The sequence below is a fragment of the Amycolatopsis sp. NPDC049691 genome, assembly GCF_040675005.1.
In the GTDB taxonomy this organism is placed as follows: Bacteria; Actinomycetota; Actinomycetes; order Mycobacteriales; family Pseudonocardiaceae; genus Amycolatopsis.
On sequence record NZ_JBFANX010000048.1, the window covers coordinates 1 to 12,080 of the forward strand.

Here is a 12,080-nt window from a genome sequence, read left to right on the forward strand (position 1 = left end):
ATTATTCTTTGTTCTTTGTTTTCTGTGTTGTGCTTTTCAGTTCGGGTGCAAACTGATAATGGGGTTGGGCGCGGGGGGGGGGGGGGTGGCGGGGGGTGGCGGTGCCCGCCCCGCCCACCCCGGCGCTGGCGCACAACGTGCTGATCTCCTCGGACCCGGCGGACGGCGCTTCGATCGCCGCCGGCCCGCAGAAGATCAGCCTGACGTTCGACCAGTACGTGCAGGGCGCGGACGTCAACCAGATCGCGGTGACCGGGCCCGGCGGCGGACAGTGGGCCGAGGGCCCGATCAGCGTGGTGAACAACGTCATCAGCGCGCCCCTGCGGCCGCTCGGCCCGGCCGGGAAGTACACGGTCGGCTACCGGGTCCTGTCCGCGGACGGCCACCCGGTGACCGGCGAGCTCTCCTTCACCCTCACCACGGCGGGCACCGGCACGCCGGCGACCGTCGACGCGGCGAAGTCGCCGGGCAGCTCGTCGCAGGCGGCCCCGCAGTCCGGCTCGACCGGGGTGCCGATCTGGGTCTGGATCGCCGGCGCCGTCGTGCTGCTGGCCATCGGGCTCACCGTCGCCCTGCGCTCGGGCCGGTCGGTGGAAGAGAAGAACTGATGACCCAGGCCGAGACCACCGCGAAACCCCGCTATTCGACGCTGCTCTGCGTCGTGACGGCGGGCCTGCTCGGCGCCCTAATCGGCGTCGCGCTGATGTCCACCACTCCGGTACCCGGGGTCGTGGAGCCGAGCGCGGTGGTCTCGGCCGGCATCCCGGTCGTGCGGGTCCTGCTCGACCTCGCCGCGGTCACGACCATCGGCCTCGCGCTGCTGTCGGTGCTCGTCGGCTACGACCGGCCGAAGCTGACCGAGCCGGTCATGCGGCTGGCGCGCCCGGCCGGGGTCGCGGCCGCGCTCGTCTGGGCCACGGCCGCCGTCGTCGCGCTGATCCTGCAGACCGCGGAGTACAAGCCCGGCTCGTCGACGCTCACCGCCGGGGACATCGGCGGCTACATCGCGAACGTCGGCGCGGGCAAGGCGCTCGTGATCGTCGCCGCGCTCGCGCTCGCGCACGCCGGGATCGGCGCGCTGGCGCTGCGCTTCGGCGAGAAGGTGCCCGCCGAAGTCCGCGTCGGGCTCGGCCTGTTCGCGTTGCTGCCGCTGCCGGTCACCGGGCACGCGTCGAACTGGAACTACCACGACTACACGATGATCTCGATGGAGCTGCACGTCATGAGCGCGGTCGCCTGGACGGGCGGCCTCGGCGCGATGACGGTGCTCCTCGTCGCGAACCGGACGCTGCTGGCGCACGCGCTGCCCCGGTTCTCGAAGCTCGCGACGCTCTGCCTGATCCTCTCCGCGGCGACCGGGCTGTTCAACGGCCTCGTCGAGATCTCGCTCAACCCGACCATCGGCTTCTGGGCGGCGATCTTCACGACGCCGTACGGGCAGCTGTTCGTCCTCAAGTTCCTGTGCACCGGCCTCATCGCGCTGCTCGGCGCGTACACCCGCTTCCGGCTGATGCCGCAGATCGTCCGCCACAACCGCACGGCGCTCGCCGCGTGGGCGACGCTCGAGCTGACGGTGATGGGTCTGGCGTTCGGTTTCGCGGTGGTGCTGACGCGGGCGCCGGTCGTCGCTTCCTGAAAGCCCTTCCCCGCAGGTAGATCACGGTGCCAAGTCACGCCCCGTAGCTGCAACTTGCGCATTGGGCTGAGGGGTAGACCATTGGGGGCGACCGGTCGGACCGAACTTTCTACCCTGAGACGAGCCCCTTTCGGAAGCGACGAACGGTCATTTGCAGTCGGCGAATGCACGTGCAGTTTGTGGCCCCGGTCACATGATGTGACAGACCGGGCTCAGCGGTAACGGGTCCAGCGGGCGTCCGTCCGGCCGCTGCGGAGGTCGTCCAGACGGCGGAACAACTCGGGCCGCACCTGGGGCCGGCTGCGCAGGATCGGCAGCACGCTCGTCGTCAGCTTCAGCTCGCGGATCGCCCGGAGCACGGCGAACCCGGACCACGACGTCACGTCGAAGCCGTACGCCGCGGCGAACGTCCGGTAGTGCACCGGCGGGTCACCGAACCGTTCGCGGCCGACGGCCAGCGGCGTCAGGTCCCACTCGGGCGGGCCGACGCACGACGAATCGAAGTCGCAGAGCACCGGCCCGTCCGGCCCCGGGATGACGTTGCCGGGGTACGCGTCCCCGTGGACCAGGCCCCTGGGCAGCGGAAACTCCAGGCCGGCCAGCGCGGCTTCGAGCTCGGCGCAGCGATCGAGCAGGAACGCGCGGTCGTCGTCGCCGAGCTCCTCGGCGTCGGACACGCGGGCCCGCACCGCGGCGAACGGCGCCCACTCGGCGAGCCCGTCGGGCGCCGGGAGCGCGTGCACCTGGCGCAGCAGCCGGGCCAGGTCGGCCGACGTCGCCGGCCGGCCGATGCTGGGGACCTGGTGCCACACGGTCACGAGGTGCCCGTCGACGGCCATCGGCTGCTCCACGGTGTCGAGCAGCCGGATCGCGGGGACGTCGTGGCGTTCGAAGTGTCGGGCCACCCGCACGACGGTGCCGACCCGGTGCCGCAGCCGGGTCGAGCCGACGATCCGGATCACGAACGGTGCCGTGACCAGCGCGTACACGGCGTTGTTCGTGAACCGCAGGAGCCGCGCGCCCGCCGGGTCGAAACCCAGCCGCGCGCACGTCGCGGCCAGCACGCCACGCAGCTTGCCGGAGGTGAACCGGCCGTCCAAGACGGTCCCGGCCCCTTCGGCGTCAGGCGGCGTAGAAAGCGTTGAGGCGGTCGGCGAGGTCACGGGCGTCGGCGTTGTTGCGGCGGCGCTCGGCCTCGTCCTGCAGAGGCCGCATGCGGTCCTTGACCCGCTCGGACTTGATGCCCTCGGCGCAGTCGATGGCCTTGCCGCCGACCTTGGCGCCGTGGTCGAGGTCGCCCTCGAGCAGATGGTTGGTCGCCAGCGCGCTGAGCATGAAGGTCTTGGACCGGGCCATTTCGTCGTCGTAGGACTCGACGGCCCTGGTCAGCGCCGGGATGGCGTACTTGGTGTGCTCGGTGTTCTTCTGCGCGAGGACCGTGTGGACGGTGCCGACCATGGCGTAGACGTCGGTCTCGGTGAAGAACTTCACCCAGGACTCGGCCTCGGCCAGGTTGGCGCGCTCGAACTCGTCCTTGCTCCGGCCGAGCAGCTTCACGGCCTGCTCTTCGTTGCCCATCATCGCGTAGGCCCAGGCCTCGTTCGCGCAGAGCACGGAGACGGCCAGCTCGGAACCGGATTCCTGGGCGGCGATCTGGCCGAGCTGGAACAGCTTCAGCGCGTCGTTCGGGGCGTCCTGGTGCAGGTAGACGCGGCCCATCCGGTAGAGGACGTTGGCCACGAGGGGGTGGTTCTCGCCCTGCTTGGCCAGGTCCAGCGCGTTCGCGAAGTGACCGCGGGCGGAGTCCATCAGGCCGGTGTCGAAGGACGTCCAGCCGGCCAGCGAGTGCAGGTCGGCGAGGGCCACGTACAGGCGGTTCTTGACGATGTCGGTGCCGTGCGCCTCGAGCATCTGCTGCCCCCAGGACAGCTGCGCCACGACGGCGTCGCGGCAGAACCCGCCGCCGTACTGGTAGTCCAGGGCGCGGAGCGCGCGCGTCGCGGCCTCCACCTGGCGCACGTCGGTCATGCCGATGCGCCCGGGCGCCGGCGTCCGCGCCGGCCCGGCCGACCAGGTGCCCGATTCCGGACCGAACACCGCCGCACCCATCGTGACCTGGGCGGCGTGCGCGAGGAACCTCCGTCGCTTCACGGACTCGTCCTCCTCAGCCTGCTGGCCGTCGGCGGAGCCGACGACGCGTATCGCCGTGGCCTCGTCGTAGGCGAGGCCCATGTATCCACGCGGGACACCCAGGCCGTCGGCGATCCGCGTGAGCACGTCGTAGGCCATGACCTGGCGACCCTTGAGGATCTCCGACACCTCGGACTGGGACTGGCCGGTCATCGCGGCGATCTGGCGCTGCGAGACACCGTGCTTGCGCAGGAGGCGGTAGACGGCGCTGATCTCGCGGGACGCGAGAGCGGCTCTCATCTCCGGCTGCTCCCACGCGTCAGCGGGAACCGCGTGGCTCTGCCGGGCTTCGGCACTGCCACCGTTACTGGCGTCCATCGCGCCCCCTCCAACTGTCCGGTCGGGCGTCTGTGAAACAGCGTAGGCAAACCTGCGGAACCGTGTGAACAGCCGAACTGGTGCCCTGATCGGTCCGGGCGAAGTCCGTTGACCGCTTACCGTGGAACCCGGTCCGGTCACCGCTATGACGCCATTTCGACCTTCTATCGCACCCGGTTTCACCTCACTGTAGTTGTCAGATCTCCGTCACCGCCCGGACACCGGCAGCGATCACGGAGAGCTACGAAAACCGCAGGGATGTTGCAGAAGGCATCTTCGAAGACTTTCGACAGAGCGGAGAAGGGCGTGGAGTTCGTGGACTCGTTCGCAGGGGGACATGCCGGGACGGTCACCCGCGCCGTGCGGCCGGCCATGTCGCCGGTCTCCCCCGTCTCCGCCGTTCGTCCCGTCACCCCGGCCGCCGCGGTGGACCCCCGCACCGCGAGCGTCCGCCACTACGAAGGCGGTCAGCTGGTGTGGCGCGTGCAGTGCGGCGACCTCATCAGCCGCGAGCGCGCGGTGACGGTGTTCGTCGAGGACAACCAGGTGGTACTGGTCTCGCCCCCCGGCGAGACCGCGCGGTTGACGTCCGGCCAGCTCGGACAGCTGCGCGCCGCGCTCAACGAAGCCGCCAAGATGGCGGAAAGGTAACGGTGAGCTGATCATGGATCAGGTACTCGGGCAGGTCCTCCGCAACGCGGTCTGGGAGCGCCTCGACATGCTGACCGACCTGGCGAACCGCGCCGACGCCCAGTCGCTCGTCTCGGTCGCGCGCTCCGAGCTGCCCCGCTTGACGGAGGCCTGGCGCGCGATGCTGAAGATGCACGAGCCCGACGAGCGCGGCGACTGCCCGACCTGTTCGACCCGGTGGCACCGCTGCAAGGCGCCGTGCTCGGTCTGGCAGGTCGCGCACGAGCACCTGGTCGCCGGCGGGCTGGCCCCGCAGCAGCAGGCTTCGACGAGCCGGCTGAGCGGGCGGCGCAAGAGCCCGGTCCCGACGCAGGACCGCGGTGTGCCGGCCCCCAGCGCGGCCGAGACCACCGGGCGCCACGCGCTGGTGAACCCGCGCCGGGCGGTCACCGCCTGATCCACCCGGGTCGTCGCCACCTCCCGCGGTCGCGGCCCAGCCTGTTCCACCCCCAGATCCGGCGAGCGCGGCCGACCGATCGCCCCATCGGACCCGCGCCTGCTCTCGCCCGGCCGGGGACTGTTTCGCCCGCACCCCCGAGCAGCGCGAACCAGTCCTCGGCCGCACCACCCGGTCCCCACCGCGATTAATCGAAAAAAATACGCGTTAGGCCTAGCCCAGGCGGTAATCCCCCGCTAGATTGATCAACACACGCGGTATGGACCACTGGTTCGCCCGCGTTGCCCGCCCGCTTTTGATTCGAAGCAGTGCGGCCCTCGAATTCCGCGGGCCGGTGCCGTTGCACTCCCCTCCCCCGACCGGCACCGGCCCGCGGTTCCAAAGCTCCTTCAGCGAACCGCCTTCACGCGCAGCACGAGCACCGCGGCCAAGAGCGTCGCGACAGCCGAAGCCCCGAAGAGGCCGGGATAGCCACCCAGGTAGGCCAGCACCAGCGGCGTCAGCAGCGGGGCGACCACCTGCGGCAGCGAGTTCGCGATGTTGATGACGCCCAGGTCCTTCGCGCGGTCCTGCGCCGTCGGGAGCACCTGCGTCAGCATCGCGAGCGCGACCGCCATGTACGCACCGAAGCCGACGCCCAGCAGCGGCGACGCGGCGAGCGCGACCGGCCAGCTCTGCCAGACGACCAGCAGCAAAGCGGCCAATGCCATCACCCCGGAGGCCGCAAGGACGTACGGCTTACGCCGTCCGGACTTGTCCGAAAAGTGGCCGGCGAGCACGGCGCCGATGACGAGCGCGACGCCGTAGAGCCCCATCATGATGAGCAGGCCGGTGTCCGGGTCCGCGTAGTGCACCGCGTCCTTGAGGAAGAACAGCAGGTAGAGCGTCCCGAACGCATTGCCGAGGTTGATCATGAAGTGGCACGACCAGGCCCACGCGAAGTCCGGGTGCCGCCGCGGCGAGACCCAGAGGTTGCGCAGGACCTCGCCGGCCTGGGACGACGGCCGGAACTCGACCGGCAGGCGTGCGTCCGGTGTCCGGAAGACGAAGAACGCGGCGCCGGCGACGACGATGACCGCGCAAACCGCGTAAGCCAGCGGAATCCCGGCGATCCCGAGCATCACGACGACCACGACCGCGCCGAGCACCGTGCCGAGCATCTGCGCGATCCCGACGAGCCCGCCGACCTGCGCGCGCTGCCCGACCGGGACGCGGTCGGCGATGGCGGACATCAGGGTGGCGAGCATGCCGTTGAGACCCGCTTGGACGAGGCACCAGCCGACGATCAGGATCGCGACGGTCGGCGCGAAAGCCAGGACCAGCAGCCCGACGGTCGCGACGGCGGCACCGATCACCGTCCACGGGTGGCGGCGGCCGAAGCGCGAGCACGTCCGGTCGGACAGCAGCCCGACGGCCGGGTTGACGACCAGCGCCACGATCGCGCCGACGCCCATCACCAGGCCGAGCACGAACTCCTTGTTCGCCTGGTCCAGCAGTTCGGCCTGCTGCGGCAGCAGCACCTGGATCGGCGCGTAGATCCCCAGCCAGAGCGCGATGTTCGCGAAGAACAGCAAGCTCATCCAGCCGGGCCGCACCCGCACGACGGGCTCGGCGAGCGCATCGGGGAGGGCTTGGGTCGTTTCACTGCTCATGGCGCACCAGCTTCCGGTACCAGTGGAACGAGTCCTTCGGCGTGCGCCGCAGGGTTTCGTAGTCGACGTGCACCAGGCCGAAGCGCGGCGCGTAGCCCTTGGACCACTCGAAATTGTCCATCAGTGACCAGCAGAAGTAACCCCGGACGTCGACGCCGGCGTCCATCGCCTCCCGCAGCGCGACGAGGTGGCTGTGCAGGAAGTCGATCCGCTCGGGGTCGTGCACCCCGCCGTCCTCGGCGACGACGTCGGCGAAGCTGCAGCCGTTCTCAGTGATCTGGATGGGCGGCAGCTTGTCGCGGTAGCGCCGGTGGAAGCCGAGCAGCAGCTCGCGCAGGGCGTGCGGGACGATCGGCGAGTCGTTCGTCGTCATCGGGTAGCCCTCGATCGGGCGAAGTTCGAAGGGCAGCGGGTTGCCCGGCCCGGGCTTCGCGACGCCTTGGGGCTCGTAGTAGTTGACGCCGTAGAAGTCGAGCGGCTGCGCGATGGTGGGCAGGTCGTCGGCGAACCCGGCGGGGAGGTGCTCGTGGAGCTGTTCGGGGTAACTGCCGAGCAGCACGGGGTCGGCGAAGAGGCGGTTGAGCAGGGCGTCGAGCCATTCGGCGGCTTTTCCGTCTTCGGCCGTTTCCTCGGCGGGCCAGACCGGCGAGTGGTTGTTGGCGGTGCCGATGTTCGTCGCGCCGGCCGCGCGGAGGGCTTGGACGGCGAGGCCGTGGGCGAGGTTCTGGTGGTGCGCGGTCGGGACCGCGTCGAGCAGGAGCGTCCGGCCCGGTGCGTACTCACCGATGGCGTAGCCGAAGATCGACATGACCATGGGCTCGTTGAGCGGAATCCACAGTTTCACCCGATCGGCGAAGCGCTCGCCGAGGATGTGGGCGTACTCGGCGAAGCGCTCAGCGGTCGTGCGGGAGAGCCAGCCACCGTCGTCTTCGATCGCCTGCGGGGTGTCCCAGTGGTAGAGCGTGACGGCGGGCGCGATGCCGGCTTCGCAGACGGCGTCGATGAGCTTGTCGTAGAAGCCGAGGCCGTCGGGGTTGGGCGCGCCGCTGCCGGTGGGCTGGATCCGCGGCCAGGCGATGGACATCCGGTAGGCGCCGACGCCGAGTTCGGCCATCAGCGCGATGTCCTCGGGGTAGCGGTGGTAGTGATCGGCGGCTACGTTTGCCCTTTCCCCGCGGGCGATCTTGCCTTCGGTCGCGGAGAATGTGTCCCAGATGGACGGTCCGCGCCCGCCTTCGCTGGTGGCGCCCTCGATCTGGAACGCCGAAGTGGAGACACCCCAGAGGAAATCGGGCGGGAAGATCGGGTTCTGCACCGGTGCTGACCCCTTCGTCAGGCCACCCGTCCGGGTGAACATGAAAAGTTCTCATATACTAGGTCTTCACTCGTCCGTGGGGAAGCCCGTCGGCACGATAAAGTCCCAGATCAGACGAGGAGGAGCGCCGTGTCCGACATCCAGGCCGCGAAGGTGCCGGCAGAAGCCACCCCCTTGCGCCGTCAGCCGGTCCAGCAGCGCAGCGCGAAGCGGGTCGAGCAGATGCTCGACGCGAGCGCGGCGCTGATCGACGAACTCGGTTACGACGCACTGACGACGACCCTGATCGCCAAACGAGCGGGCGTGGCGGTCGGTTCGCTGTACCAGTTCTTCCCGGACAAGCGAGCGGTCGTGCAAGCGCTTACCGCCCGCAACCTCGAGCGCTTCGTGGGCGCGGTGAACGAGCGCCTGAAGCAGCTGGGCCCGGAGCACTGGTGGGACGTCGTGGACTCGATCCTCGACATCTACCTGGAGATGCACCGGACGGTCCCGGGATTCTCGAAGGTCCACTTCGGCGACATCATCGACCGGCAGCTGCTCGACGAGACGCGCGACAACAACGCGGTGATCGTGGATTCGCTGACGGACCTGGTGGCGACGCAGGTGGACCGGCCGGTCGAGGACCTGCGGTTCGCGATCGGGATCGCCAACGAGGTGGCTGACGCGCTGCTGAAGCTGGCGTTCCGGAAGGAGCCTCGGGGGGACGAGAAGATCGTGGCCGAGGCCAAGTACGTGGTGAAGGGGTACCTGGCGGCTCGGTTCGGGGAGCAGTCCTAGCTGTCCACAGAAGTTGTCCACAGGTATGCACAGCTGTGGACAACTGGGCCGGTTCAGGCCGGGTTGTCGGTGAGCGCCGATAGACTGGTTGTGGGGGTTCCCCCAGGGAGGGTGGGCTGCGTGTGGGCCTGGCCGGCGGGGTCGGATGAGCAGCGATTCCCGCCGAGATGGCGGCCAACTGGCGGACTTGGAAAGCCGGCCTGCCAGTGAAGTGGCCGCCGGGGCGAGCGTGGAGGAGCGGCGAAGACCGCGAATCACAGTGGGATCCGCGCGCGAGGCGAAACTCCTCCGGTCAGCCGAAGTTCTGGTGCTCGCCCCGGTACGTAGGGACCGTTCGCTCCACCCGGTCGCCCAGCACCAAGTGGTAGTGCGTGAAGCGCTCCGCCAGCTCCCCCGCCTTCGCGTGCCGCAGCCACACCCGGTCGCCCAGCTGGAGCGAACGTGCCGCTCGGCCCGTCACCGGTGTCTGCACCTCGCCCGCGCCTTCGAAGCCCAGCAGCTTCAGACCCGTCGGCAAGTACGGCTGCGGGACCCGCGAAGCCCCTGCGGGGCCCGAAGCGATGTAGCCGCCCGAGAACAGCGTCGCGATCTTTCGCGTGGGACGGCGGACCACCGGTAGCGCGAACAACGCGGCCGGGCGGGGGCTGAACTTCGTGTACCCGTCGAACAACGTTGGGCCGATCAGACCCGAGCCCGCCGCGATCTCCGTGACCACCGCGTCCGCGCCTGTCGACTCGATGCTTCCCGTGCCTCCGCCGTTGACGAACTCCAGCGACGTCACCGCCTCGACCGCGCGGACCGCCTGGCCGCGGCGGCGGTTCAGCTCCGCCGCCGAACGACGTTGCATCCAGCCGATCACCAGGCGGTTCAAGCGCGCGCCCGCCGCGTCGCCGAGGCCCGCGATCTGGCCCTCGTACGCCATCACGCCCACCAGGCGGAAGCCCGGGCGGGCCAGCACTTGCTGGGCGAACGTCGCTGCCTGCTTCGGCGTGAAGATCGGGGACCGGCGCGTGCCGACGTGGACTCCAGGGAGCGGGCGCCACGACGCGTCCAGCTCCAGGCAGACCCGGATCTCCGGGTGGCCGTGGCCGAGGGCCGCGTCGACCAGGTCCAGGTGCGCCGGCGAGTCCACCATGATCGTGATCGCCGCTCGGGCTTTCTCCGACGCGGCCAGGCGGCGCAGGGCTTCGTGGTCGGCAGTCGGGTAGGCGACGACGATGTCATCGGTCGTGCCCAGCTCCGCGTGCCAGATGGCTTCCGCCAGCGAGTAGCACATCAGGCCCTCGAAGCCCGGCATCGCGAGCACGCGCTCCAGCAACGCCCGGCAGCGGACCGACTTGCTGACCACCCGAATCGGCTTGCCCGCCGCGCGGCGGCGGAGGTCGTCGGCGTTCGCATCGAACGCCGCCAAGTCGACCACGGCCAAGGGTGGATCGAGGTCCTTGGTCGCCAAGTCGTACACCGTCGCACTGGTCACGAGGTCTAAAGTACGACACGAAGGCTTGAAACGCGAATACTGTTCACATACTGTTTCGGGCACTCGACCGATGGAGGGTGCGCGCATGACCCGGTGGACCAACTGGGCGGGCACGGCGTCCGCGTCGCCGCAGCACGTTCACCAGCCGCGCAGCGCGGCCGAGATCGCGGCGGCCGTCGAAGGCGTCGCCGCGGCCGGCCGGACCGTGCGGCCCTGGGGCAGCGGGCACTCGTTCACCGCCATCGCCGTCGCCGACTCCGACGCGCTCGACCTGCGCCACTGGACCGGCATCGAGCGCGTCGACCTGGAAACCGGGCACGTCACCGTCCGCTCGGGCACCACGATCAAGCAGCTCAACGCCGAACTCGACGCGCTCGGGCTGGCCATGACCAACCTCGGCGACATCGACGCGCAGACCATCGCCGGCGCGATCTCCACCGGCACGCACGGCACCGGCGCGCGTCTTGGCGGCATCGCGACGCAGATCGCCGCGCTCGAACTCGTCCTCGCGGACGGCTCGGTCGTCTCCTGCTCGGCCGACGAGAAGCCCGATCTCTTCGCCGCCGCTCGCGTCGGCCTCGGCGCGCTCGGCGTCATCACCACCGTGACCCTGCGCTGTGAAAAGTCCTTCTACCTCCGCGCGCAGGAGCGGCCGGAGCCGCTGGAGCAGGTCCTCGAAGGCTTCCACGACTTCGCCGACCAGAACGAGCACTTCGAGTTCTACTGGTTCCCCTACGGCAAGAACGCCCTGGTCAAGCGCAACAACCGGTGCGAGACGGCCGAGCCGCTGAGCAAGGTTCGCGAGTTCGTCGACTACCGGATCATGGAGAACGTCGCGTTCGGCGGCCTTTGCCGGACCGGCCGGCTGATGCCGCGGCTCGTGCCGTCGCTCGGCAGCTTCGCCTCGAACGTCCTCTCCGCGCGCGAGTACAGCGACGTCTCCCACCGGGTCTTCGTCACCGCGCGCAATGTCCGGTTCACCGAAACGGAATACGCTGTTCCACGTGAATCAGTGCTCGACGTGCTCGCCGAACTACGCGCGGTAGTGCCGACGCTCAAGGACCCGGTGATGTTCCCGGTCGAGGTGCGGGTCGCCGCGGCCGACGACATCTGGCTGTCGACCGCGCAGGGCCGCGACTCCGCCTACATCGCCATCCACCAGTTCGTCGGCATGCCCTACCGCGAGTACTTCAGCGCGTTCGAGAAGATCGCCGGCGCGGTCGGCGGCCGCCCGCACTGGGGCAAGATGCACGACCTCGACGCCGGCGTCCTCCGCTCACGCTACCCGCACTTCGACGACTTCCTGCGCGTGCGCAAGGAAACCGACCCCAACGGCGTCTTCGGCAACACCTACCTGGACCGGGTGCTCGGCCCGGCCTAGATGTGATGTTCAGGGACGTTGTCCCGAGTTGAGGTGACTGGTGGCGGCCTGTCGTGCAGACAGGTGAAGGCCTCCGGATGTGAAGTGGAGCTGTCTAGGAACCGCTTCACCGACCGGAGGCCTTCATGTCCCACCCTAACGCCACCCTGACTCCACGCACCCGACTCCGACTTGCCCGCCTGATCGTCGAAGAGGGCTGGAGCTGCGCCGCAGCAGCGAAGATGTTCATGGTCGCTGCCAAGACCGC

Annotated in this window: 11 protein-coding genes and 1 pseudogene; 7 read left to right on the forward strand and 5 right to left on the reverse strand. The window is 69.6% G+C overall.

Features of this window, described 5'->3' with window-relative positions; all coding sequences use genetic code 11:
* Positions 1 to 95: 95 nt before the first annotated feature.
* Positions 96 to 608 carry a copper resistance CopC family protein gene (locus AB0J40_RS47355; protein WP_364467239.1) on the forward strand — a complete coding sequence of 171 codons (513 nt, stop codon included), beginning with the start codon at positions 96 to 98 and terminating at the stop codon, positions 606 to 608.
* Positions 608 to 1,636, forward strand: coding sequence for a CopD family protein (locus tag AB0J40_RS47360; protein ID WP_364467241.1), 1,029 nt, complete (start codon positions 608 to 610; stop codon positions 1,634 to 1,636). The genes AB0J40_RS47355 and AB0J40_RS47360 overlap by 1 nt, the downstream gene beginning before the upstream one ends.
* Positions 1,637 to 1,848: 212 nt before the next feature.
* Here the strand turns inward: AB0J40_RS47360 and AB0J40_RS47365 are convergent, their stop codons facing one another.
* Together AB0J40_RS47365 and AB0J40_RS47370 are read right to left on the reverse strand one after the other, a co-directional pair.
* The gene (locus AB0J40_RS47365) at positions 1,849 to 2,736 is read right to left on the reverse strand and encodes an aminoglycoside phosphotransferase family protein (RefSeq protein WP_364467243.1); all 888 of its coding nucleotides are present in this window, start codon (positions 2,734 to 2,736) and stop codon (positions 1,849 to 1,851) included.
* Between the two features lie 22 nt (positions 2,737 to 2,758).
* Positions 2,759 to 4,144, reverse strand: a complete 1,386-nt coding sequence (locus AB0J40_RS47370; RefSeq protein ID WP_086675045.1) for a helix-turn-helix transcriptional regulator — start codon at positions 4,142 to 4,144, stop codon at positions 2,759 to 2,761.
* 306 nt (positions 4,145 to 4,450) lie between these two features.
* Between AB0J40_RS47370 and AB0J40_RS47375 the strand changes: the two genes are divergently transcribed.
* The gene (locus tag AB0J40_RS47375; RefSeq protein WP_364467245.1) at positions 4,451 to 4,795 is read left to right on the forward strand and encodes a hypothetical protein; all 345 of its coding nucleotides are present in this window, start codon (positions 4,451 to 4,453) and stop codon (positions 4,793 to 4,795) included.
* Between the two features lie 13 nt (positions 4,796 to 4,808).
* Positions 4,809 to 5,231 (forward strand): hypothetical protein, encoded by a 423-nt coding sequence (locus AB0J40_RS47380; RefSeq protein WP_364467247.1) that lies wholly within the window; start codon positions 4,809 to 4,811, stop codon positions 5,229 to 5,231.
* A gap of 389 nt (positions 5,232 to 5,620) precedes the next feature.
* On the opposite strand, the gene AB0J40_RS47385 is transcribed toward AB0J40_RS47380, so the two are convergent.
* A complete protein-coding gene (locus AB0J40_RS47385; protein ID WP_364467249.1) occupies positions 5,621 to 6,883 on the reverse strand; it encodes an MFS transporter in 1,263 nt (420 codons plus the stop codon).
* Positions 6,873 to 8,198: a GH1 family beta-glucosidase gene (locus AB0J40_RS47390; protein WP_364467255.1), complete on the reverse strand. Its 1,326-nt coding sequence runs from the start codon at positions 8,196 to 8,198 to the stop codon at positions 6,873 to 6,875. The genes AB0J40_RS47385 and AB0J40_RS47390 overlap by 11 nt, the downstream gene beginning before the upstream one ends.
* 129 nt (positions 8,199 to 8,327) lie before the next feature.
* Between AB0J40_RS47390 and AB0J40_RS47395 the strand changes: the two genes are divergently transcribed.
* Positions 8,328 to 8,975: a TetR family transcriptional regulator gene (locus AB0J40_RS47395; RefSeq protein WP_086860456.1), complete on the forward strand. Its 648-nt coding sequence runs from the start codon at positions 8,328 to 8,330 to the stop codon at positions 8,973 to 8,975.
* Between the two features lie 292 nt (positions 8,976 to 9,267).
* Here AB0J40_RS47395 and AB0J40_RS47400 read toward each other — a convergent pair whose 3' ends face one another.
* On the reverse strand, positions 9,268 to 10,452 hold the full coding sequence (locus tag AB0J40_RS47400; RefSeq protein WP_364467251.1) for an amino acid deaminase/aldolase: 1,185 nt from the start codon (positions 10,450 to 10,452) through the stop codon (positions 9,268 to 9,270).
* A gap of 85 nt (positions 10,453 to 10,537) precedes the next feature.
* On the opposite strand from AB0J40_RS47400, the gene AB0J40_RS47405 reads away from it, so the two are divergent.
* Both AB0J40_RS47405 and AB0J40_RS47410 read left to right on the forward strand, forming a co-directional pair.
* Positions 10,538 to 11,833 carry a D-arabinono-1,4-lactone oxidase gene (locus tag AB0J40_RS47405; RefSeq protein WP_364467253.1) on the forward strand — a complete coding sequence of 432 codons (1,296 nt, stop codon included), beginning with the start codon at positions 10,538 to 10,540 and terminating at the stop codon, positions 11,831 to 11,833.
* A 125-nt stretch (positions 11,834 to 11,958) separates the two neighbouring features.
* Positions 11,959 to 12,080, forward strand: a pseudogene (locus tag AB0J40_RS47410) (IS481 family transposase); the annotation flags it as partial.